The sequence below is a fragment of the Pseudonocardia sp. ICBG601 genome, assembly GCF_020496245.1.
Window position 1 is genome coordinate 28,404 of the sequence record NZ_JAHLJA010000148.1, and the last position, 22,484, is coordinate 50,887.

Annotated in this window: 18 protein-coding genes; 2 read left to right on the top strand and 16 right to left on the bottom strand. The window is 75.4% G+C overall.

Features of this window, described 5'->3' with window-relative positions; genetic code table 11:
• Positions 1 to 38: 38 nt before the first annotated feature.
• The 16 genes from KPL57_RS72860 to KPL57_RS29300 all read right to left on the bottom strand — a co-directional run bounded on the left by KPL57_RS72860 (position 39) and on the right by KPL57_RS29300 (position 19,446).
• A complete protein-coding gene (locus KPL57_RS72860) occupies positions 39 to 2,345 on the bottom strand; it encodes an AAA family ATPase (protein ID WP_374203808.1) in 2,307 nt (768 codons plus the stop codon).
• A 43-nt stretch (positions 2,346 to 2,388) separates the two neighbouring features.
• Positions 2,389 to 3,345 carry a c-type cytochrome biogenesis protein CcsB gene (gene ccsB / locus KPL57_RS29230; RefSeq protein WP_226353931.1) on the bottom strand — a complete coding sequence of 319 codons (957 nt, stop codon included), beginning with the start codon at positions 3,343 to 3,345 and terminating at the stop codon, positions 2,389 to 2,391.
• A gap of 6 nt (positions 3,346 to 3,351) precedes the next feature.
• Positions 3,352 to 4,998, bottom strand: a complete 1,647-nt coding sequence (locus KPL57_RS29235; RefSeq protein WP_226353932.1) for a cytochrome c biogenesis protein ResB — start codon at positions 4,996 to 4,998, stop codon at positions 3,352 to 3,354.
• A complete protein-coding gene (locus KPL57_RS29240) occupies positions 4,998 to 5,870 on the bottom strand; it encodes a cytochrome c biogenesis CcdA family protein (RefSeq protein WP_226353933.1) in 873 nt (290 codons plus the stop codon). The genes KPL57_RS29235 and KPL57_RS29240 overlap by 1 nt, the downstream gene beginning before the upstream one ends.
• A 96-nt stretch (positions 5,871 to 5,966) precedes the next feature.
• A complete protein-coding gene (locus KPL57_RS29245) occupies positions 5,967 to 6,566 on the bottom strand; it encodes a TlpA disulfide reductase family protein (RefSeq protein ID WP_062398027.1) in 600 nt (199 codons plus the stop codon).
• A complete protein-coding gene (locus KPL57_RS29250; RefSeq protein WP_226353934.1) occupies positions 6,563 to 7,222 on the bottom strand; it encodes a histidine phosphatase family protein in 660 nt (219 codons plus the stop codon). The genes KPL57_RS29245 and KPL57_RS29250 overlap by 4 nt, the downstream gene beginning before the upstream one ends.
• A gap of 2 nt (positions 7,223 to 7,224) precedes the next feature.
• The gene (gene hemL / locus KPL57_RS29255) at positions 7,225 to 8,538 is read right to left on the bottom strand and encodes a glutamate-1-semialdehyde 2,1-aminomutase (protein WP_226353935.1); all 1,314 of its coding nucleotides are present in this window, start codon (positions 8,536 to 8,538) and stop codon (positions 7,225 to 7,227) included.
• Between the two features lie 49 nt (positions 8,539 to 8,587).
• Complete coding sequence (locus KPL57_RS29260) at positions 8,588 to 9,355, bottom strand: hypothetical protein (RefSeq protein WP_226353936.1); 768 nt, start codon at positions 9,353 to 9,355, stop codon at positions 8,588 to 8,590.
• Positions 9,356 to 9,695: 340 nt separating this feature from the next.
• Positions 9,696 to 10,676, bottom strand: coding sequence for a porphobilinogen synthase (gene hemB / locus KPL57_RS29265; RefSeq protein WP_226353937.1), 981 nt, complete (start codon positions 10,674 to 10,676; stop codon positions 9,696 to 9,698).
• Between the two features lie 83 nt (positions 10,677 to 10,759).
• Positions 10,760 to 12,301: a bifunctional uroporphyrinogen-III C-methyltransferase/uroporphyrinogen-III synthase gene (locus KPL57_RS29270; protein ID WP_226353938.1), complete on the bottom strand. Its 1,542-nt coding sequence runs from the start codon at positions 12,299 to 12,301 to the stop codon at positions 10,760 to 10,762.
• A 16-nt stretch (positions 12,302 to 12,317) separates the two neighbouring features.
• Positions 12,318 to 13,274, bottom strand: a complete 957-nt coding sequence (gene hemC / locus KPL57_RS29275) for a hydroxymethylbilane synthase (RefSeq protein WP_178375913.1) — start codon at positions 13,272 to 13,274, stop codon at positions 12,318 to 12,320.
• Positions 13,271 to 14,707 carry a glutamyl-tRNA reductase gene (locus KPL57_RS29280; RefSeq protein ID WP_226353939.1) on the bottom strand — a complete coding sequence of 479 codons (1,437 nt, stop codon included), beginning with the start codon at positions 14,705 to 14,707 and terminating at the stop codon, positions 13,271 to 13,273. Before KPL57_RS29280 ends, hemC begins: the two co-directional genes overlap by 4 nt.
• Before the next feature lie 4 nt (positions 14,708 to 14,711).
• On the bottom strand, positions 14,712 to 15,440 hold the full coding sequence (locus tag KPL57_RS29285; protein ID WP_062403813.1) for a redox-sensing transcriptional repressor Rex: 729 nt from the start codon (positions 15,438 to 15,440) through the stop codon (positions 14,712 to 14,714).
• 481 nt (positions 15,441 to 15,921) lie between these two features.
• On the bottom strand, positions 15,922 to 17,607 hold the full coding sequence (locus KPL57_RS29290; RefSeq protein ID WP_226353940.1) for a molybdopterin-dependent oxidoreductase: 1,686 nt from the start codon (positions 17,605 to 17,607) through the stop codon (positions 15,922 to 15,924).
• Positions 17,604 to 17,840 carry a glutaredoxin family protein gene (locus KPL57_RS29295; RefSeq protein ID WP_073576570.1) on the bottom strand — a complete coding sequence of 79 codons (237 nt, stop codon included), beginning with the start codon at positions 17,838 to 17,840 and terminating at the stop codon, positions 17,604 to 17,606. Before KPL57_RS29295 ends, KPL57_RS29290 begins: the two co-directional genes overlap by 4 nt.
• A 1-nt stretch (position 17,841) precedes the next feature.
• Positions 17,842 to 19,446, bottom strand: a complete 1,605-nt coding sequence (locus KPL57_RS29300; RefSeq protein ID WP_226353941.1) for an AMP-binding protein — start codon at positions 19,444 to 19,446, stop codon at positions 17,842 to 17,844.
• A gap of 728 nt (positions 19,447 to 20,174) precedes the next feature.
• Here KPL57_RS29300 and KPL57_RS29305 point away from each other — a divergent pair.
• Both KPL57_RS29305 and KPL57_RS29310 read left to right on the top strand, forming a co-directional pair.
• Positions 20,175 to 20,813, top strand: coding sequence for a sigma-70 family RNA polymerase sigma factor (locus KPL57_RS29305; RefSeq protein WP_062398051.1), 639 nt, complete (start codon positions 20,175 to 20,177; stop codon positions 20,811 to 20,813).
• Between the two features lie 190 nt (positions 20,814 to 21,003).
• Positions 21,004 to 22,428 carry a DUF5667 domain-containing protein gene (locus tag KPL57_RS29310; RefSeq protein ID WP_208818936.1) on the top strand — a complete coding sequence of 475 codons (1,425 nt, stop codon included), beginning with the start codon at positions 21,004 to 21,006 and terminating at the stop codon, positions 22,426 to 22,428.
• The last annotated feature ends 56 nt before the right edge of the window (positions 22,429 to 22,484 follow it).

Genomic DNA, 22,484 nt, shown 5'->3' on the forward strand with positions numbered 1-22,484 from the left:
ACATCCGGGGCGGCGACGGGGACCGTCGCGGCCCGGGATCAGACCGGGAAGCCGTCGGCGACGGCCGCCGCCAGCTCCAGCAACGCCGTCCGGGTCGTCTCCTCCAGGCGCTCCAGGTCGATCTCCGCGCCCTCCTCCAGGTGCGGGTCGAACGGCACCTTGACCACGGCCCGGCACCGCCCCGAGAAGTGCTCGGCGACGCGGTCGAGGTCCACCCCGCCACCGGCCCGCCGGTAGACGGTGTTGATGACGACGACGGCGTTGCGGACCAGCGCCCCGTAGCCGTGGGCGTCGAGCCAGTCCAGGGTCGCCGAGGCGCTGCGGGCGCCGTCGATCGAGCCCGACGACACGACGACGATCTGGTCGGCCATCCCCAGCACGCCGTACATCGCGGAGTGCATCAGGCCGGTGCCGCAGTCGGTCAGGACCAGGTTGTAGAAGTGCTCCAGCAGGTCGACCGCGCGCCGGTAGTCGTCCTCGCTGAACGCCTCCGACACCGCCGGGTCCTGCTCGCTGGCGAGCACCTCGAGCCGGGACACGCCCTGCGAGGTGTAGGCGCGGACGTCGCTGTAGCGGCGGACCCGGTCGGCGTCGCGCAGCAGGTGGCGGACGGTCGCGGTGGTCTCCAGCGGGATCTTCTGGCTCAGCGTGCCGCGGTCGGGGTTGGCGTCGACGGCCACGACCCGGTCGCCCCGGTGCGACGCGAACGTCGCCCCGAGGGTCGCAGTGACCGTCGTCTTCCCGACCCCGCCCTTGAGGCTCAGCATCGCGATCTTGTGCGAGCTGATCAGCGGCCGGTTCGCGCGGGCCACGAGGTCGCGCCGGTGCAGCTCCGCGGGGCTCTCCCCCGGGTTCACCAGGCCGCCGGTGAGCACGTAGACCCAGCGACGCCACCCGCTCGTCGGCGGACGGCCCGCGCTGCCGTGCCCCGTGCGCGATGGCGCGAGGTCCAGCCCGCCGTGCGGCTCGTCGCCGCGGCGGTGCTGCGCGGCCCGGGCCTCGATCGCCTCGGGGGCCGTCCAGCGGGGCCGCTTCACCCCCGTCTGCGGCCGGCCGCGCGGCGGGGTGAGGGTGCGCTGGGGCCCGGTCTCCGCGGACTCGTCGTCCCAGGCCGCGCGCCAGGGACGGTCCCCCTGGCGGGGGCGCCGGTCGTCGCGGGCACGGTCGTCGCGGGAACGGTCCGTCCGGGGGGTGCCGGTCCGGGCGGGGGCTGCCGGGGCCGCCCCGGTGGACTCCCGTGTCCCCTCGGTGGGCGGCGCGGTGTCGGCACGGGCGCTGCCGTCCGCCCGCGCGGTCGCCGGGTGCCGTGCGGCCTCGGCGGGCCATGCCGGACCCGTGTACCCGGAGCCCTCGCCCGGCGACGGTTCCGGGGCCGGATCGGCGTAGGGCGGGTACCCGTCCCGCACCGCGCGGCCGCCGTGCCCCGCGTGCGCCGGACCCGTGGGCGCCGGAGCGGCGGGGCCGGAGTGCGGCGGATCGGCGGACACGGGCGCGTCGTCGTACCCGGCGGTCGCGGTGCGGCCCGGGGAGTCGTCCCCGGAGGCCGGGGCACGGTCCGGGAGGTCCGGGCCCGCGGCGCCGCCCTCCGGCGGGTGCCCGGTGGCCGCGGCGTCACCGACCGGGGAGTGCCCGGGGGCCGTGGCGTCGCCGTCCGGGAAGTGCCCGGGGGCCGCGTCGCCGTCCGGGGAGTACCCGGGGGTCGTGTCGTGGTCGCCGGTGTCGTCCGCCGTGCGGCCCACGGACCGGTCGGCGCGCCAGATGAGGTCCGCGTCGGGGTCGTCGTCGGGCACCGCGGAGGCGGGCACGGCCCACCACGGCTCGGGGTCGGTACCCGCGGCGCGGTAGAGACCGGTGTCGTCGGGGCCGTGGTCCTGCACGGCCGGGTCCGGGGCGGCGTCGTCGCGCCGGTGCCGGGGGTCGCCCGCGGAGGCCGGGGCGGGCTCGTCGTCGGGGTCGGCGACGGTCGCGGAGCCGGAGGAGGCCGGGCGCGGGGTCTCGCGCAGGGCGGACAGGTCCATCCCGTGCGGCGGGGTGGACGGGTCGATCTCGTCGACCAGGTCGTCGTCGATCTCGGGCAGCTCGCTGCCCCACGCCGAGCCCGCCGGCGGGGTCTGCGTCCCGATGGCCGCGCGGCCCGGGGCGGGCGCCGACGCGGCGCGTTCGGCGGCCGACGGGGTCCGCGGCGGCGTGGTACCGGCGTCGGGGACCTGCTCCGCAGCGTCGTCACCGCCGGTCCGCCTGCGCCGTCCGAAGGACCGGCCGGGGGACTCCGTCGTGGCCCAGCGCTCCCGCACGTAGCGGCCCACCGACCCGTCGGGCTGCTCGCCGGAACCGTTCTCACTCACGGGAAACGACGGTAGCCGCGCGGAACCCGGTGGTCGAGGCGCCTCACACCCCCGCGTACGAGTGCAGTCCGGCCACCACCATGTTGATGAAGAACAGGTTGAACACGATCGTGGCGAAGCCGGCCGTGTTGATCCAGGCCGCGGCACCGGAGTTCTTCCACCCCGCGGTGGCCCGGGCGTGCAGGTAGGCGGCGTAGAGCACCCACGCGACGAAGGCCACGGTCTCCTTCGGGTCCCAGCCCCAGAACCGGCCCCAGGCCGCCTCGGCCCACACCGCGCCGGTGATGATGCCGAAGGTGTAGAGCGGGAACGCGAGCACCGTCACGCGGTACGCCAGCCGGTCGAGGGACTCCGCCGACGGCAGCTTCGCGGCCCACGACGCCGGCTTCCCGTTCCGCTTGACCAGGAACAGCAGGCTCGCCACACCGGGCACGAGCAGCAGGCCGGAGGCCAGCGTGATCGTCGTGACGTGGATGATGATCCAGTACGACTGCAGGGCCGGGACGACCGGCGCGGCGTCGAGGTAGAGCACGGTGCCGGTGACGAACATGAGCAGCACGACCGGCGTCAGCACGAACACCCCGGCCGGACGCAGACCCGGGTGCCGGCGCACGAGCACCAGCCACGCCCCGACCGCCATCAGGCACAGCGCCGAGGTGAACTCGTACATGTTGCCCAGCGGCCACCGGTAGGCGGCGAAGCCGCGCAGCACGATCGACCCGAGGTGGGTCAGGGCCGCCAGCACCATCAGCGAGATGCCGATCCGGCCGTAGCGGTCGGCACGGGAGCGGCGGCCGTCGTCGGACGGGGGCTCCTCGGGCGCCGCGACCGCCGTGGACCCGGCCCCCACCGGGGCGGGCTCCTCCGCGCGGGCCGCGGCCCGCGCGACGCGCCGGGCCGCGTACTCCAGCGACGCGAACACCAGCGCCAGCAGCAGCACGACGAGCGTCGCCTGGAACAGGCGGTCGCTCCACATCGCGGTGATCGGGTCGACGAGCATCTCGGGTTAACCGTCCTTCTTGTCCGTCGGGTCGAGCAGCTCGGTCGCGAGCCGGTCGAACTCCTCGCCGTAGCCTGCCCGGTCGGTCCGGGCCAGACCACCGAGGGCGATGTGACCGCCCCCGCCGTCGCGCGGGGACACCCGCACCCAGAACCGGCGGCGCGTGACCGACAGCGACAGCGCGAGGCCGCCGACCATCAGCACCGCCGCGGCCAGCACCCAGGACTGGCCGGGGTCGTGGCCCACCTGCAGGTTCACCCACGGGGTGACGCCGTCGAACCGGACGACCGTGCCGTCCGGCAGCCGTGTGGTGTCGCCGATCCCGAGCCGCGCCGTCCTGACGGAGCGCAGCTCGCCGTCGTCGATCTTGCTCTGGTCGACACTGAAGATCGACTGGCCGCGGCCGTCGTCGATGCCGAGGTCGCCGAGGAGCACGTCGACGTCGGCGGTCGGCGAGCGCAGGTCCGGGTGCACCGACACCAGCTTGCCCTCGGGGTCGACCGCGCCGGTCGGTGCGAACGTCCCGGTGACGGCGAGCTGCGTGGTGCGCCGCTGCTCCGGGTCGGTGATGCCGGGGCGCTCGAACTTCGTCGCCCCCTCCGACAGCTGGGTGCCGGACTGGTCGACCGGGCGCCACTGCACCTCACCGGTGCGGCTCTGCCCGTCCGGCCAGGTCACCGTGAACTCCGGCGCGTAGCCGTAGCCGGTCAGGTAGACGCGGTCGCCGTCGGTGCGCAGCGGGTGGTTGACCGCGATCTCGTCGGGGCGCCAGGTGCTGACGCCGTCGCGGACGTCCTGCCCGGTCTGGAACCCGACCGAGGCGCCGAAGGTCGACGGCTGGCCGTTCGGCAGCCAGGTGCCGTCGAACCGGTCGACCTTCACGCAGAAGTCGTTGAGGTCGGTGCCGTCGACGCGCAGCCCGGCGCGGAAGCTGTCGTAGCCGAGGATGGAGCTGTTGCAGAACTCGCTGCCGTCGGCGCGGACGATGACGTCGCCCTCGTAGCCGTACATCTTGCCGCCGGCCAGGCCGAGCAGGATGCCGATCAGGCTGAGGTGGAAGACGAGGTTGCCGGTCTCGCGCAGGAACCCCTTCTCCGCCGAGATCGTGCGGGAGCCGTCGTCCTCGGTGCGCTCCACGGTGCGCCAGCCGCGCAGCAGCCGCCGCGCCCTGGCCAGCCCGTCGTCGACGCCCGCGGTCGTGTCGCCCTCGGCGTGGTGCGGCAGCCGTGCCAGGTTGCGCGGGGTCATGACCGGGGGCTGGCGGACCGAGCGCAGGTACTCGCCGGTGCGCGGGAACACGCAGCCGACCAGCGAGATCATCAGCAGCAGGTAGATGGCGGCGAACCACGGGCTCGCGAACACCTCGAACCCGCCGACCGCGTCGATCACCGGCGCGATGGCGGGGTTGTCGCGGTAGAAGTCCTCGACGAGGAACGCGTTCAGCGAGCGCTGCGGCAGCAGGGCCCCGGGCATCGCGGCCAGCGCGAGGAGGAACAGCAGGACCAGCGCGGTGCGCATGCTGGTCAGCCCGCGCCAGGTGTTGCGCAGGAACGCCAGCACGCGGGCGAGCGGCCCGGGCCGCGGCGACGACGGGGGCACGCCGTCCGGTGTCGACACGGACGGCTGCGGCGGGGCGTCGGGCGGGGAGCTCATCAGATCGGCGGGGTGAATCCGGCGATCGACACCTGCAGCTTGACCAGCCACTGGGACCACAGACCGGAGACCAGCAGCGCCCCGACGAGGACCAGCAGCACTCCCCCGGCGATCTGCACCGCCCGGGTGTGGCGGCGCAGCCAGCCCAGCGCGCGCACCGCCCGGGTCGCGCCCAGCGCGATCAGCACGAACGGGATCCCGAGCCCGGCGCAGTAGGCCAGGATCAGCACGATCCCGCGCACCGAGCCGCCCCCGGTACCGGCGGCGACGGCGACGACCCCGGCCAGCGTCGGCCCGATGCAGGGCACCCAGCCCAGGCCGAAGACCGCGCCCAGCAGCGGGGCGCCCGCGAGACCGGCCCGCGGCGTCCAGTGCGAGCGGTACTCGCGCTGCAGCGCGGGGATGGCACCGGCGAACGCCAGCCCCATCACGATCATCACGACGCCGCCGATGCGCTGGAGCAGCGCCTCGTTGTCGATGAGGACGTCGGACAGCCACACGACGCCGACCATGATCGCGCCGAACACGACGGTGAACCCGCCGACGAACAGCAGCGCGGCCCCGGCGACCCGCCAGCGGCCGTCGTCCCGGACCGGTGCGGCGGTGACGGCGGCGGCACCAGCAGTGCCGTCCTGCCCGCCGTCCTCGGGCGCGGTCGCGGTCGGGCCCCGGCGGGCGGCGGCGCGCTCGGTGGCCTCGGCCGGGGTGACCGGCGGGGACTGCGCGCCGACGAGCCCCGCGAGGTAGGCGAGGTAGCCGGGGACCAGCGGGACGACGCACGGCGACGCGAAGCTCACCAGCCCGGCGGCGACCGAGACCAGCACTGCGAGCAGCAGCGGCCCCGAGATCGCCAGCGTCGTCGTCGCGTCCATCGCATCCCAGGGTAGAAGCCCTGCTCGGGGTGCCGCGCGGCGGGTTCTACAGCGTGTAGTTCACCGGGCGGGGCGCGACCGCGCGGTCACCCGGGGTCAGCGGGACGAACCGGACCTCGGCTCGGCGGCAAGCCGGGTGATGAGCGGCAGCAGGTCCGAGCTCCCGACCGGGACCAGGAACACCGCGGCCACCCGGGCGTCGCGGTCGAGCACGATCGTCGAGGGCACGACGTTGCGCGGGTAGCCGTCGAGCCGGGCCAGGGTGCGGCCGGGCGCGTCGTAGATCGAGTCGTAGGTGATGCCGCGGTCGGTCACGAAGTCCAGGGCGGCCTGCCGGTCGTCGCGGACGTCGATCCCGAGGACGACGGCCTTGCCCCGGGCCGCCTCGGCCACGGCCTGCAGCTCGGGGGCCTCGGTCCGGCACGGGCCGCACCAGGAGCCCCAGATGTTGATGACCCGCACCGTGTCGGGGAAGTCGCCGATGCCGACCTGGGTGCCCTCGCGCAGCAGGCTCTCGCCGCGCAGGTCGGTGATCGGCTGGCGGCTCTCCGGCGGGTCGTAGGTGATGCGCACCTGGCCGCCCGGGGCGACGAACTGGAAGTCCTGGCCGGGTCCCCCGCCCGCGGCGTCGCGGCCGACGCCGCACCCGGCGACGAGCAGCAACAGCCCGAGCAGGGCGGGCAGCAGGCGTCTCATGCCCCGGTCACCATCGCGCCGCTCGGGCCGGCCGGCTCTGCGTAGCGCAGCCCGGTCATCCGGGTACCGGTGAACTCGATGCTGGTCAGCGAGGCGAGCGCGCACTGGCGGCGGCGCGGGTCGTGCCAGAGCCGCTGGCCCATCAGGTAGCGGCGCAGCGTCCAGATCGGCAGCTGGTGGGACACGCACACGATCTCGCGGCCGGGTGCGAGCGCCCGCGCGGCGTGCACGGCGCCGAGCATCCGGTGCGCGATCGCGAGGTACGGCTCGCCCCAGGACGGGGTGAACGGGTCACGCAGCAGCCGCCACACCTGCGGGCGCTTGAGCGCGCCGTCGCCGACGCCGAACCGCTTGCCCTCGAAGAGGTTGCCGGACTCGATCAGGCCCTCGTCGGTGTGGATGTCGACGCCGTGGGCGTCCGCGATCGGGCGTGCGGTCTCCTGGGCGCGCTGCAGCGGCGACGCGACGACGGCGGCGACGTCGTTGCCGTCGAGGTACGCGGCGACGGTCTTGGCCTGGGCCCGGCCGTGGTCGGACAGGTGGTAGCCGGGGATGCGGCCGTAGAGGACTCCCTCGGGGTTGTGCACCTCGCCGTGGCGCAGCACGTGCACCACGGTCACCGGTCCCGAGGCGGGCGGGCTGGTCCGGTCACCCATGCTCAGGCCCCGTCCGGGCGGGTGGCGGAGGCCGCGGCCCGCGCGGCTGCGGCCAGGCCGGTCTCGATCCGCTCGAACGCCTCGTCGTCCAGCGCGGTGGAGACGAACCAGCCCTCGAAGGCGCTCGGGGGCAGGTAGACGCCGTGGTCGAGCATCGCGTGGAAGAACGCCGGGTAGCGCCAGGTCTCGGCGGCCTTGGCCCCGGCGTAGCCGGTGACCGGGGTGTCGGTGAAGAACGGCGAGAACATCGTGCCCGCGTACTGCAGGGTGTGCGCGACGCCCTCCCGCTCCAGCGCCGCGGTGACCAGCGCACCGATCCGGTCGGCGTTGGCCTGCAGGGTGACGTAGGCGGCGTCGTCGGCGTGGCGCAGCGTGGTGAGCCCGGCGGCGACGGCGACGGGGTTCCCGGCCAGCGTGCCCGCCTGGTAGACCGGCCCGGCCGGGGCCAGGTACGACATGTGCTGCGCCGACCCGCCGAACGCGGCCGCGGGCAGCCCGCCGGACATGACCTTGCCGAAGGTGTAGAGGTCGCCCGCGACGCCGTCGCAGCCGAACCAGCCCTGCCGCGACGCGCGGAACCCGGTCATCACCTCGTCGATCACCAGCAGCGCGCCGTGCGCGTGGCACAGGTCGCGCAGCCCGGCGTTGAAGCCCTCGACGGGCGGGACCACGCCCATGTTGCCCGCGGCGGCCTCGGTGATCACGCAGGCGATGTCGGCGCCGCGCTGCTCGAAGACCTGGCGGACGGCGTCGAGGTCGTTGTAGGGCAGCACCACGGTGTCGGCGGCCTGGGCGCCGGTGACGCCCGGGCTGGTCGGCAGGCCGAGGGTGGCGATCCCGGAGCCGGCGTCGGCGAGCAGCGCGTCGACGTGGCCGTGGTAGCAGCCGGAGAACTTCACGATCACCGTGCGACCGGTGATGCCCCGGGCGAGCCGGATGGCGCTCATCGTCGCCTCGGTGCCCGAGTTGACCAGCCGGACCTGCTCGACCGGGGTCCGGTCGACGATCTCGGCGGCGAGGTCGATCTCGCCCGGGGTCGGCGTGCCGAACGACAGCCCCTGCGACGCCGCGGACCGCACCGCCTCGACGACGGCCGGGTGCGCGTGCCCCAGGATCATCGGCCCCCAGGAGGAGACGAGGTCGACGTAGGTGGCGCCGTCGGCGTCGGTGAGGCGGCAGCCCTCACCCGAGACCATGAACCGCGGGGTGCCGCCGACCGAGTTGAACGCCCGTACCGGGGAGTTCACCCCGCCGGGGATCAGCTCGGTCGCCCGCTCGAAGAGGCGGGCGGACTCCTTCGGTTCCGGGTTGCTCACGGCGGTCCCTGCGCTTCCGGTGCTCACGTCCCCAGTCTCGCAGCCGGTGTCAGGACCGGCTCGCGGCCCCGAGCTTGCGGGTGGCGTACCACTCCTTCGCCGGGCGTCCGAACAGCAGCGCGACCCCGGCGACGGACAGCGCCACGACGAGCACCGCGAACAGCGGGATCGTCGGCGCCATGAGCAGCAGGAGCGGGATCCCGTAGACGCCGGCCAGCACGGCCAGCGCGATCCGGGCGCCACCGGCCCCGAGGAACGCGACGACGGCCAGCGCGATCCACACCAGCGCCAGGACGAGGAAGACCCCGCCCATCACCCGCACGAACTGGGTGAGCTGGTCCATCGTCAGACCGGTCTGGGCCAGCGCGGCGTCGATGTCGGCACGCGGGAGCCCGGTGTCGTTGAGGACCGCGTCGTTGATCGTCGCGAACATCGCGCCGATGCCCATGACCACGAACGGCAGTGCCGCCGCGATCAGCGCGACCAGCGCGGTGACCACCTGACGCGGACGGGCCGGACGTCCCTGCGGCCCGCTGCCGAGCCCCGCCGGGGGCGGCCCCCAGCCCGGCGCGGTGTTCCACTGCGGGCCCTGCCCGGCCTGCTGACCGGGCCCCGGCTGCGGCGCGGCGCCCGGCTGCGCGGTGGTGCCCGGCTGCGGCGCGGGCGCGGCGGGTGTCTGCTGCGACGGCGCCGGCGGCGTGGCGCCGCCGTGCCAGCCGTGGGGGTACGGGTTCTGCGGGTACTGCGGGTAGCGCCCCGTCGACGGCCCGGGCCGGTAGTACTGCGGGGCGTCGTGCTGTCCGGGGTTGCTGCTCACGACCTCCACGGTAGCCGTGCCGGTGTCCGGTTTGCCACGTTCGGCGGTACCCGGCGCCGCGATTCACCCCTCACCGAGCGACCGACCGGCACCACACGGCCGGGTCCGGCCGGGCCCCGCGATGCCGTTCCCCTCCGGGACGCGGCGTCGGACCCCGGTCTCGTCGAGGCCCCACAGGGAGTGCGGCGAATTCGCTTACCCGGTAAGCGAATTCACGAGCAGGGGGCCCCGGGGGGTCGCCACCCGGCGCCGCTCTTCTCCGCGGAAACCCGTCACCGCGTGAACGGTCTCCGTGAACACCGTCCCGGATGGGCGTGCCGCCGACCCCGGGTGGGCGGGGTCAGCCCCGGTCGAGCCAGGTCGCGGCCTCGGTGGCCCAGTAGGTCAGGATCACGTCCGCACCCGCGCGGCGGATCGAGGTCAGCGTCTCCATGATGGTCCGCTCGCGCTCGAGCCAGCCCCGGGCGACGGCGGCCTCGACCATCGCGTACTCCCCGGAGATCTGGTACGCCGCGACGGGCACGTCGGCGACGTCGGCCACCCGGGCCAGGATGTCCAGGTAGGCCAGGGCGGGCTTGACCATCACCATGTCGGCACCCTCGTCGAGGTCGAGTGCCAGCTCGCGCAGCGCCTCGCGGGCGTTGCCGCCGTCCTGCTGGTAGGTCTTGCGGTCGCCCTTCAGCTGCGAGTTCACCGCCTCGCGGAAGGGCCCGTAGAACGCCGAGGCGTACTTGGCGGTGTAGGCGAGGATGCCGGTGTCGGTGAACCCGGCCTCGTCGAGCGCGGCGCGGATGACGCCGACCTGGCCGTCCATCATCCCGCTGGGGCCGACGAGGTGGGCGCCCGCGCGGGCCTGCTCCACGCCCATCCGGGCGTAGATCTCCAGCGTCGCGTCGTTGTCGACGCCGCCGTCGGCGTCCAGCACGCCGCAGTGCCCGTGGTCGGTGAACTCGTCGAGGCACAGGTCGGACATGACGACCAGGTCGTCGCCGACCTCGGAGCGCACGTCGCGCAGGCCGACGTTGAGGATCCCGTCCGGGTCGACGGCGCCGGAGCCGGTCGCGTCGTGGTGCTCGGGGACCCCGAACAGCATCACGCCGCCGACGCCCGCGGCCGCCGCCTCCGCGGCCGCCTTGCGCAGCGAGTCGCGGGTGTGCTGGACGACCCCCGGCATCGAGCCGATCGGGACCGGCTCCGTCGCGCCCTCACGGACGAACATCGGCAGCACCAGCTGCCGCGGACGGACCTCGGTCTCGGAGACCAGCCGCCGCATCGCGGGGGTGGTCCGCAACCGTCGGGGACGCTGCGCCGGGAAACCCATGCGGACCAGGCTACGACCGCCCCGGACACACGTCGGCCCCGCACCACCTCGGGAGGCGGTACGGGGCCCGACGGGAGCAGGGCTCAGCGGCGGCGCGCCTTCACCTTCTTCGGCGGCGGCAGGTTGCCCTCGGCGCGCAGCTTCGCGGTGTGGCTGGCCAGCGCGTCGACCAGGGTCGGGACGCGGGCCTCCTCCGGCTGCACGTCGACCCGCAGGCCGAACTCGCGCGCGGTCTCCGCGGTGGCCGGGCCGATGCAGGCGACCAGGGTCCGGGCGTGCGGCTTGCCGGCGATGCCGACCAGGTTCCGCACCGTCGACGACGAGGTGAAGCACACCGCGTCGAAGCCGCCGGTCTTGATCGCCTCACGGATCGGCGCGGGCGGCGGGGCGGCCCGGACGGTCCGGTAGGCCGTCACGTCGTCGACCTCCCAGCCGCGCTCCTGCAGCCCGGCCGACAGCGTCTCGGTGGCGATGTCGGCGCGCGGGAGCAGCACCCGGTCGACCGGGTCGAGCACGTCGTCGTGCGGCGGGAAGATGTCCAGCAGGCCCTCGGACGTCGAGGACTGGGCCTCGTCGATGTCCGGGACGAGCTCGGGCTCGATGCCGAACTCGCGGACCTTCTCCGCGGTCGAGCGGCCGACGCAGGCGATCTTCACACCGGAGAAGGCGCGGGCGTCGAGGCCGAACTCGTGGAACTTCTCCCAGACGGCCTTGACCGCGTTGGTCGAGGTGAACACGACCCACTGGTAGCGGCCGTCGACGAGGCCCTTGACCGAGCGCTCCATCTGCGCGGGCGACCGGGGCGGCTCGACGGCGATCGTCGGCACCTCCTCCGGGATGGCGCCGTGCATCCGCAGCCGCTCGCTCATCACGCCGGCCTGGTCCTTGGTGCGCGGCACCAGGACCCGCCAGCCGTAGAGCGCGCGCGACTCCCACCAGGACAGCTCGCCGCGACGACCGGCGGCCTCGCCGACGGTCAGGACGAGGGCGCCCTCGAGGTCACCGCCGTCGGCGGCGATCCGCCCGACCGACGACGAGATGGTCCGCTGGGTGGAGGTGGTGCCGCCCGCGGTGATCGCGACCGGCGTCTCGTCCGGGACGCCCTGGGCGGTCAGACCGGCGGCGACGTCGCCGAGCAGCGCGCTCGTCGCGTGCAGCACGACCGGGCCCGGGCTCGCGGCCAGCGCGGCCCAGTCGACGCCCGCGCGGACGTCGGCCTCGACGTGCGCCGACCCGAGCGCGACACCGGCGTAGGCCGGGACCGCGGTCGAGGACGGGACGCCGGGGACGACGTCGAACGGCGTGCCCGAGGCGGACACGGCCATCGCCTCGGCGACGACGGCGTCGTTGGTCAGCGGGTCACCGGAGACCAGCCGGGCCACCGAGCGGCCCTGGCCCGCCTCGGTGAGCAGGTCGCTCGCGATGTCGGCGGGCTGGCCGACGGCCGGGCGCACCTCGGCGCCGTCCGCGGCCAGGGCGAGGATGCCCTCGGGCACGTCCGGGTCGGTGATGACCAGCGGCGAGCCGGCGAGCACGTCCCGGGCGCGCACGGTGAGCAGCGCCGGGTCCCCCGGTCCGCTGCCCACGAAGGCGATCCGCCCCGAGGTGTTGGCAGGTCCTGTCATTGAAGAAACTCCCGAATCAGCGGTTGGCGGGACCACCGGGACCTGCGGGGGGCAGGTCCTCGGCTCCCAGGTCGAGAAGCTCGAGGGCGACCGCGGCCCCGATCTTCTCTGCGTCGTCCATGTCTCCGGTGGCGGAGGCGCGCACCACGTCGCCCCCCGCGATGTCCCCGATCCCCAGCGCACCGCGCAGCGACAGGCGGTCGACCGCCCGGCCGTCGTCGTCGAGGTCGGAGACGACCTCGGCGAGCGCCCCGACGGGGGTCGTGCACTCGGCCTCCAGGCCCGCCAGCACCGCACGCTCGGCGGTGACGGCGAAGCGCACGCCGCTGTCGTCCAGCACCGCGGCCAGCACCGACACCAGGTCGGTGTCGGCGGTGCGGCACTCGATCGCCAGCGCACCCTGGGCGGGGGCGGGCAGCATCTGCAGCGGGTCGATCAGCTCGTCCGCCTCGTCGATGCGGCCCAGCCTGCGCAGCCCGGCGGCGGCCACGACCACCGCGTCCAGCTCACCCGACCGCACCTTCCCGATCCGGGTGTCCACGTTGCCGCGGATCGGCAGCACCTCCAGGCCCTGGCCGAGCGCGTGCAGCTGCACGGTCCGGCGCGGGGACCCCGTCCCGACGCGGGCACCACGGCCCAGCTCGCCGAGCACACGACCGCCGGTGACCAGCGCGTCGCGGACGTCCTCGCGCTCCGGGATCGCCGCGATCGTGAGCCCCTCGGGCTGCGCGCTCGGCAGGTCCTTGTACGAGTGCACCGCGACGTCGATCTCGCCGGCGTAGAGCGCGTCGCGCAGCTGCGAGACGAACACCCCCACCCCGATCTGCGGGATCGGCGCCGACGAGCGGTCACCGCTGGTGGAGATGGTGACCAGCTCGCACGGGTGGCCCGCGGCGACGAGCCGGTCGGCCACGGTGGTGGACTGCGCGACCGCCAGCTTCGACGGCCGGGTGCCGATCTTCAGGACGCTCACGAGATCTGCTCCGGGGGACGGGACCCGATCGACGGGGTGGCGTCGAACGGCGCGGTGGGGTCGCCGAAGCGCAGGGCGGCGGTGACGTCGCCGCCGTCGACGCTGGCGTCGGCGCCCCGGACCGGGGCGGCGACCGCGGCGGCGGCCTGCGGGTCGAGCTCGAACAGGGTGCGCAGCGCCGCGGCGTAGCTGTCCCCGTCCGGGCCCTCGGCCAGGCGCTTCACCTGGACCGTGGGCGTGTGCAGCAGCTTGTCGACGACGCGGCGGACGGTCCGCGAGAGCTCCTCGCGGACGTGGCCGTCCAGGTCGGGCAGCCGGGAGTCCAGGCGCAGCAGCTCGGCGTCGACGACCTCCGAGGCGCGCCGGCGCAGCGCGGTGACCGTCGGCGTGACCTCGGCCGAGCGCTGCCCGGCCAGGTACTGCTGGGCCTCGGCGTCGACCATCGTCTGGGCCGCGGCGACGGAGCCGCCGTCGGCGGTGTCGAGCAGCCGACGCTGCAGGGTGATGAGGTCGACCATGCGCACGCCGGACAGCTCGCCGACGGCCGGGTCGACGTCACGCGGCAGGCCCAGGTCGCACACGACCAAAGGTGAGGTGCGGCCGGTCAGCGCCTCGGCGACCGGGGCCACGTCGACGACGTGCCCGATCGCGCCGGTGCAGGCCAGCATCAGGTCGGCGTCGCGCAGCTCGTCGGCCAGGGACTCCATCGGCGCGTAGCGCGCGGTGGTGCCCTGCTCGGCGTGCTCGAGGACCTTCTCCACGAGCCGCTCGCCGCGCTCGGACGAGCGGTTCAGCACGACGATCTCGCCCGCCCCGGCACGACGCAGGTGCGCGGCGGCCAGCGCGCCCATCGCCCCGGCGCCGACGATCACGGCGCGGGTCCCGCCCAGGCCGACGCCGCCGAGCTCACGGTCGGCGTCGCGCAGGGCCTCGGACACCACCGAGGCGCCCGCCTCGTCGATGCCGGTCCCGGCGTGCACCCGCTTGCCGACGCGCAGTGCCTGCTGCACCAGCTCGTGCAGGACCTTGCCGACGGCGCCCGCGGCGTCCGCGGCCGCGTAGGCGCCGCGCAGCTGGCCGAGGATCTGCGACTCGCCGACCACCATCGAGTCCAGGCCCGCCGCCAGCGCGAACAGGTGCTGGACCGCGGAGCCCGCGTAGTGCACGAACAGGTGCTCGGACAGCTCGCCGATGGGGAACCCGGCGTGGGTGCCGAGGACGTCGGTGACGTCGCCGAGGCCGCCGTGGAACGCGTCCACGACCGCGCAGATCTCGATCCGGTTGCACGTGGAGAGGACGACCGCCTCCTCGACGTGCGTGCGGTCGAGCATCTCCTCGAGCAGCTTGGGCACGTCACCCGGAGCGACCGCGAGGCGCTCCAGCACCTCGACCGGCGCGCTGCGGTGCGACAGGCCGACCACGAGGACGCTCATGGCTCTACGACACCACCGATTCGTTCGTCTTGTCCGTCACCGCGGCGGCACCGGTGTGCCGTCGCGCCACGTGGAACGCGAGGACCTGCAGCTCGACCGACAGGTCGACCTTGCGGACCTCGACGTCGTCCGGGACCGTCAGCAGCACCGGAGCGAAGTTGAGGATGGACTGCACACCGGCCGCCACGAGCAGGTCGCAGACCTTCTGGGCCGCCGGGCCCGGCGTCGCGATCATCCCGATGGTGACGCCGCCACCGGCGCACACCTCGGGGATCTCGCGCACGTGCCGCACCCGGATGCCGTTGATCTCGCTGCCGACGAGGTCGTCGTCGACGTCGAACAGGGTGCTGACCGGGAAGCCGCGGCCGGCGAAGCCGGTGTAGCCGGCCAGGGCGTGGCCCAGGTTGCCGACGCCGACCAGCGCGACCGACTGCCGGTGGTCCATGCCCAGCTCGCCCTGCAGCCGTCCCTGCAGCGAGGTGACGTCGTAGCCGACGCCGCGCACGCCGTAGGACCCCAGGTAGGACAGGTCCTTGCGGAGCTTGGCCGAGTTGACCCCGGAGGCACCGGCGAGCTCCTCGGACGACACCGTCTCGACGCCGGCCTCGCGCAGCTCGCCGAGCACCCGCAGGTACACCGCGAGCCGGGACACGGTGGCCTCCGGCACCGGGCGCGCGGGGCGCTCGCCGTTGCCGTCGGGCGCGGCGGCACCGGACTCGGGCGGCAGGGTCACGGGCCGTCCTCCTCGGGCGTCGGTCGCGGGCGGCCGGGGTCCCGGTGCCCGCTCCTGCTCGCGGGGGCTTGTCCGCGAGCGGTCGGTCATCGAAACTGGGCGTGCTCCGGTCGGGGGTGTGCAGGTGCCGGTCGCCGGCGCGCTCGTGGCACGCCCGCGAACCGGCCGGACGGGCCGGTCGGGCTGCGGACGGACGAGGCCCGGCGTCCTCGGCGCCGCGGGGGCACCGTGCCACCGGGTCCGGCGACGGGAACCCACGGTAGCCGCTTGTGAAGGCACGCACAAAGTTGCGATCTTGGTCCTCTCCGTGCTCGACCGGGGCCCCTGACCTGGAGCTACCGGTGATCGACGGGCAGGAACCGCTCGTCGTGCGACGAGCGCCACGTCGTCCTCCACGACACCACCGTCACGCATACCTCGCGACCGCCCGTGACACACCTCTCCGCCCGGGACGGCGCGACGAGGCTCAGGTCACGGTCACTCAGGTCACGGTGACGGTGCGGGTCGACCAGCCGGTCGCCGCGCCCGGCAGCGGGGAGCGGCGCTCGGAGGTCTGGACGACGCCGTCGCCGTCGGTGGCGCGGCACACCAGGGTGTACCCGCCCGGCGGCAGGTCCAGCTCGGCGCGCCACTGACGCCAGGTGGCCCCGCCGGACGGCACCGGCGCGAGCTCCGCGGTGACCCAGGACCCGGCCGCACCCCCGTCCTGCACCCCGACCTCGACCCGGCGGATCCCCCGGGGCACCGCCCAGGCGGAGCCGGTGACCACGACCCGGCCGGCGGGCACGCTCGCGTACGAGGCGGGCGACTCGATCCGCGCGGCGGTCTCCATCGGCCCGGGCGGCGCCCACCCGCGGTCGCGCCAGTAGTCGGTGCGGGCGGCGAACGTCGTGAACTCGATGTCGGTGACCCACTTGGTGGCCGAGACGTAGCCGTAGAGCCCGGGGACGACGATCCGCACCGGGAAGCCGTGCTCGGGCGGCAGCGCGACCGGGCCGTCCGGTCCGGCCATCGCGACCGCGAGCAGCGCGCCGCGGGCGGGGTCGAGCAGCAGCGACGACGGGCTGCCCGCCGTCCAGCCGTCGGTGGAGGTGGACAGTGCCTGGTCCGCCGCCGGGTCGGGCGCGGCGGCCGCGAGCAGCGGCGCGAGCTCCACCCCGGTGAACCGGGTGGTGGACACGAGGTCGCCGCCGACGTCGTTGGAGACGCACGCCATCGTCACCCAGCGTTCGACGAGCGGGCGGGCCAGCAGGTCGTCGAGGGTGAGGGTGAGCTCGCGCCCGACCCGCCCGTGCACCCGCAGGCTCCACGACGCCGGGTCGACCGACGGGACCCGCAGCGCGGTGTCGATCCGGTAGAAGTCGTCGACGGCGGTGGTGAACGCGGCCGCGCCCGGCACCTGCGCCCCGGCGGGCAGCGCCGGGGCGGGCGCGATGCGGCCCTGCGCGGCGAGCGCCCGGATCCGGGCGGTGAGCGCGTCGCGTTCGGGCCCGATCCGGCCCGAGGGCAGCAGCGGCGCGGCGACCGCGGCCCCGGTGCCCAGCACGACCCCGCCCGCCCCCGCCAGCGCGGTGGTGCGCAGGAACCGCCGCCGGGTCAGCGACGACCGGACGGGCCGCCCGTCGGGCAGCGTCCCGGCCGCGGTCGGGGCGGGGATCCGGGCCGCCAGCGCGTGCAGCCTCCGGAAGACCGTCACCGCGACGACGGCCGCGGCACCCGCCGGGACCATGTCGAGCTGACCGGCTCCCGACGCCGTCGCCGCGGCGACGACACCCAGCAGCCCGAGCGCCGCGAGCCCCCACGCCCCCGGCCACGGCGAGCGGCGCGACAGCGCCCCGAGCCCGGCCGCGGCCAGGGCCAGGACCACGAGCACCCCGGCGACGACGGTGTAGCGGCTGCCGATCCCGGCCCCGACGGTCGCCGCGCCGGCCAGCGCGGGCGGGGTGAGTGCCACGACCTGCTCGGCGACGGCGTTCACCGGCCCCGCGGCCGGGGCGACCAGCAGCGCGAGCGCCTGCCCCGCGCCGACGCCCAGGGCGGCCGCGGCGAGCCCGGCCAGGGCGGTACGGGCGGCCGGTGAGGTGCGGACCGGCGCGGGGTCCGCGTCCGGGGCCCCGCCGGCCGGACCGTCCGAGGTCGCGACCGGACCGTCGGGGGCCGGGCTCACGGCCGGGCCAGGTCCGCGCGCAGGCGCTCCTCGTCGACCCGGAACGAGTCGTGCTCACGGCCGTCGAGCAGCACCACCGGCACCTGGTCGCCGTACTCGGCGCGCAGCTCGTCGTCGGAGTCGACGTCGACGGTGTCCCAGCCGGTGCCCGTCTCGGCGCACACCCGGGCCAGCACCTCGGCGGCGTCGTCGCACAGGTGGCAGCCCACCCGGGTCAGCAGTCGTACCCGCATCTCACATCCTCGCCAGTGTCCTTCGGGCGATCTTGCCCGTCGGGGTGCGGGGCAGCTCGTCGGCGAAGGCGACGACCGCGGGCCGCTTGAACCGGGCGAGCCGGGCCGCGCAGTGAGCGGCGACCGTCTCCTCGGTGAGCTCGGCGCCCGCGACCGGCACGACCACCGCCTTGACCGCGGCGCCGGTCCGGTCGTCGGGCACCCCGACGACGGCGACCTCGGCCACCGCGTCCAGCTCGGCGACGACCTGCTCCACCTCGCGCGGGTAGACGTTGAAGCCGTTGACGATGACCAGGTCCGAGGACCGGTCGACGAGGTGCAGGTCGCCGTCGGTGTCGAGGTAGCCGACGTCGGCGGTGACGAACCAGCCGTCCTCGCCGGGGCCGCCGGAGCCGTCGGGCCAGTAGCCGGAGAACAGGTTCGGCCCGCGCACCGCGATCAGCCCGGTGTCGTCGGACGGGTCGGAGCCGTCGTCGTAGTCCAGGTCGTCCAGCGGGTCCTCGCCGCGCGGCTCGGGCTCCGGCGCGGGCCTGCGCTCCATCGGCTGCCCGTCGGCGTCGACCAGGCGCAGCTCGACGCCGGGCAACACCTGCCCGACCGAGCCGGGCTTGGCCGGTCGGCCCAGGTCGTTGCTGGTGACGACGGGCCCGCCCTCGGTGAGGCCGTAGCCCTCGTGCAGGTCCAGCCCGCTCGCCGCGCGGAAGTCCGCGAGCCAGCCCGCGGGCAGCGGCGCCCCGCCGGAGGTGCACAGCCGCACCCCGGCCATCGCGGCGCGCAGCCGCTCGGGCCCGAGGTCGAGCAGCATCCGGAACATCGACGGCACCCCGGCGACGACGCTGACCCGCTCCTCGACGACCGTCCCGGCCAGCCGGTCCGGGGAGAACCGGCCGGGCAGCACGACGGTCGCGCCGGTCCAGCAGACCTGCAGCAGCCCGGCGGCGAGGCCGTAGACGTGGAACAGGGGCAGCGCCAGCAGGACCCGGTCGACCCCGTTGACCGGCGCCGGGCGGAGCGCACCCGCCTGCTCGCGGTTGGCCAGCAGCGCGCGGTGCGACAGCTGCACCCCGCGCGGGCGCCCGGTGGTGCCGGAGGTGAACACGACCAGCGCGATCCGCTCGGGGTCGGCGGGGGCCCGGTCGACCGGGGCGTCCGGGACCGGGGCGGCCAGGTCCGGGGGGCCCAGCAGCGTCGCGCCGACACCCTCGGCGCAGCCGGCCGCGACGGCGTCGTCGGGCCGGGCGACGACCGCGACCGGCCGGGCCTGGTCGAGCACGACCTCCAGCTCGCGGGTCACCGAGCCCGCGCCGAACGGTACGACGACCGCGTCGGCCCGCAGCGCGCCGAACAGTGCCACGCAGTAGTCGGCGCCGTCGGGCAGGCCGATCGCGACCCGGTCGCCGTGGCGGACGCCCGCCGCACGCAGCCGGGCGGCCTCGGCGGAGACCGCGGCGTCGAACGCCGACCAGGTCAGGGTGAGCGGTGCGGCGCCGGACAGGTCACGGACGGCGTCGTGCCCCGGACGCTCGGAGGCGTTGCGCGCCACCAGGTCGGCGAGGTGGGTGGGCCGGTCGGGACGGTGGCCCGGCACGGGGTCGGAACTCGGCACGGCGGTCTCCATCCTCGGACCCCGCCGGGGCGGGGTCGGCTCGTCGGCACGCGTCGCCGCCAGTGTTCCAAACCCGGCCGCGGCCGTCGTGTTCCGAGGGACCGCTCACCGCTGTGCACGCCACGTGTCGATTCGGACACGCTTCGCGCACAGTTCGTCCACCGCGCGTATCGGGCCGCTCGCCGGAACGGCACGCGACGAGAGGCGGCGAGTGCGTTGCGCCACTCGACAGACGTCTATGCTCCGCCGCTACATGAAGTTCAACGCGTGAACCGCCGGTTCGTCGCGCGACTCACCCGAGGGAGTGGCATGCAGCTCGACGCCAGCGCGCCACGGCGCACACCGCGCCGCGCCGCGCGGGACGCGCCGGCGGTCCCCGCCGGCCGGGTCGCCCGCCGAGCCGTACCCCGTCCGACCCCCCGGGATCCATGACCCGGCCGATGCGACCGCACCGCCTGCTCCGACAGCAGCGCTCCGAGACCATCCCCGAGACCGTCCGTCCGACCCGGGCCCCCGAACCCGGCCAGGACAGACCCGACACCGTCCGCCCCCAGCCGGACGGGGAGGTGTCCGTGACTTCAGCGACCTCTGCACCGTCCCAGCCGACGGGGCCGATCGCGTCCGCTCCCCTGGTCGACGCTCCCCCCACGTACCCCGCAGGCCCCGCCCTACACCGCCCGGACGGCCGGACCACCCGGTCGGGTCCGCCCGGCCGTACCGAGCAGGACATGCCGATGCCACGACAGGCACCGCAGATCTCGCAGGAGCTGCAGCGCCCGGAGGCCGACCCGGCCGACGAGGCCGCCCGCGCCGTCGAGGACGCGAACAGCTCCTGGGCCCTGGTCGAGGCCTGCCAGGCCGGCGACGCGGCCGCGTTCGGCGAGCTCTACGAGCGCTACCACGACGTCGTCTACCGGTACGTGCTGTTCCGGATGGGCGACCGGTCCTTCGCCGAGGACGTGACGCAGGAGACGTTCGTCCGCGCCCTGCGGCGGATCTCCTCGGTCAGCTACCAGGGCCGCGACATCGGGGCCTGGTTCGTCACCATCGCCCGGAACCTGATCTTCGACTACGTCAAGTCCAGCCGGTTCCGGCTGGAGCAGACGACCTCGGAGATCGTCGAGCTGTCGCCCAGCACCGGTGGTCCCGAGCAGCAGGTGCTCGACATGGCCACCAACGACGAGCTGCTGGCCTCGATCGCCAAGCTCAACTCCGACCAGCGCGAATGCATCCAGTACCGGTTCCTCAAGGGCCTGTCGGTCGCCGAGACCGCCGAGCTGATGGACCGCAACGAGGGTGCGGTCAAGGCGCTGCAGCACCGCGCGGTGCGTCGTCTCGCGCAGCTCCTCCCGGACGGTCTGCGGTGAGCGGGTCTGCCGCCGGATCAGCCGGAACGCGAGAGGGTGTGTCGATCACTGCGCCGAACGCACTACTCGATGCGGTGAACGGTTGGAAGGCCGTAACCTCGTCCGCGGTCGGTCGTTGTACAGACCGGCGTGCACTGACGGCGCCACACGCGCCGACGAGCAGCGCGAGACTGCAGTGAGGACGGACGGCATGCCCAGGGCATGGGACGACGGGTACCCCGGCGACGACGGTTTCGACCGTGCGCCGGCGGGTGCCCCTGCATCGGAGGAGCTGGCGCACGAGATCGCGCTGGCCGCCGCGCTGGACCGTTCGCGGCGTGATCTCTCGCCCGATCCGCACGCCTCGGCCCGGATGCGGGCCCGGCTGTTCGAGGTGCTCGCCCAGGAGGGCGTCGGACAGCAGTCCGGCGGCTCCCCGTTCGGCGACCGGTTCGACCGCGTCGACCAGGCCGACCTCACCGCGCCGATCGGCCCGCCGATCGCCGACGACCTCGACTGGGACGCGGTGTCCAACCGCCGCGCCGCCGGCGAGCACGCCCCGGCCGCGGACGACCCGACCGGTCGCAGCAGCCGTCCGCGCCGCGGCCGCCACGTGCTGCCGTCGGACCACCCGGATCACCCGGAGCAGGTGGGCGCCCCGGCCGGACCGGCCCGCGACGCCGAGGCCGGCCCCGGCCGCGACGACTCCGCCCGCCCGGCGCAGTCCGGCGCCCGGATGCTGGACCGCCGCCGCCCGAGCGTGCGCAAGCGCTTCGGCGTCGTCGTCGGCGGGTTCGCCGCCCTCGCGGTGATCGCCGGCGTGACCTCGACCGCCAGCCGCGACGCCCTGCCCGGCGACGCGATGTACGGCATGAAGCGCGCCAGCGAGAGCGTCGGCGGGGTGTTCACCGTCGGCCAGCAGGCCGAGGCCGCCCGCCAGCTCGACCTGGCCCGCTCCCGGGTCGACGAGCTGGAGAGCCTGGTCGCACGGTCCACGCCGCCGTCGCCGGACGCGGTCGCGTCCGCGATGGGCGACTTCGACCGGGCCACCAGCACCGGCAGCAGGCTGATGCTGACCGGCGCGGGCACCGACGGCGCGGACACCTCGCGCCTGGCCGAGCTGCGGACCTGGGCGGCCGCCCAGTCCGGGCGCATCACCCGTCTGCAGTCCGACCTGCCCGCCGAGAGCCGCGGGGAGACCTCGGAGGCGATCCGCCTGCTGGACCGGGTGCTGTCCCGGGCCGAGGCGCTGCGGGCCGGCACCGGCTGCGCCGCGGACAGCGGCGGCACCGTCGACGACCTCGGCCCGGTGCCCGGCGAGTGCCGCACCGCGGGCGGGCCGTCCTCGGCGCAGGCCGTCGAGCAGTCCGCGCCGGTGACGCCGTCGGAGACCGCGACCGGCACGCCGTCGCCGTCGCCGACCTCCGGTCCGGCGACCTCGACCTCGCAGGCCCCGACCACCTCGGGGTCCTCGCAGCAGGGCGGCGGGCTGCCGCTGCTGAACGGGGGTGGCTCGACCACCTCCGACAGCGGGTCGGGCAGCTCGTCGGAGTCCTCGTCGGAGCAGGACCGCCTGCTGCCGCCGATCACCATCCCGCCGCTGCTGCCGGGCCTCGGCCCGGTCACCCTCGGCTGATCCGCTCCGGACACCACGGGTACGGGCCCGGTCCCCGGTACGTCGACATGTGTCAC

Coding starts and splice junctions, on each gene's coding strand:
- KPL57_RS29245 (WP_062398027.1), bottom strand. CDS start 6,566: ATGAGACGCCTGCTGCCCGCCCTGCTCGGGCTGTTGCTGCTCGTCGCC.
- KPL57_RS29250 (WP_226353934.1), bottom strand. CDS start 7,222: ATGGGTGACCGGACCAGCCCGCCCGCCTCGGGACCGGTGACCGTGGTG.
- KPL57_RS29270 (WP_226353938.1), bottom strand. CDS start 12,301: ATGACAGGACCTGCCAACACCTCGGGGCGGATCGCCTTCGTGGGCAGC.
- ccsB (WP_226353931.1), bottom strand. CDS start 3,345: ATGCTCGTCGACCCGATCACCGCGATGTGGAGCGACCGCCTGTTCCAG.
- KPL57_RS29305 (WP_062398051.1), top strand. CDS start 20,175: ATGCCGATGCCACGACAGGCACCGCAGATCTCGCAGGAGCTGCAGCGC.
- KPL57_RS29280 (WP_226353939.1), bottom strand. CDS start 14,707: ATGAGCGTCCTCGTGGTCGGCCTGTCGCACCGCAGCGCGCCGGTCGAG.
- KPL57_RS29240 (WP_226353933.1), bottom strand. CDS start 5,870: ATGGACGCGACGACGACGCTGGCGATCTCGGGGCCGCTGCTGCTCGCA.
- KPL57_RS29235 (WP_226353932.1), bottom strand. CDS start 4,998: ATGAGCTCCCCGCCCGACGCCCCGCCGCAGCCGTCCGTGTCGACACCG.
- KPL57_RS29310 (WP_208818936.1), top strand. CDS start 21,004: ATGCCCAGGGCATGGGACGACGGGTACCCCGGCGACGACGGTTTCGAC.
- KPL57_RS29295 (WP_073576570.1), bottom strand. CDS start 17,840: ATGCGGGTACGACTGCTGACCCGGGTGGGCTGCCACCTGTGCGACGAC.
- hemB (WP_226353937.1), bottom strand. CDS start 10,676: ATGGGTTTCCCGGCGCAGCGTCCCCGACGGTTGCGGACCACCCCCGCG.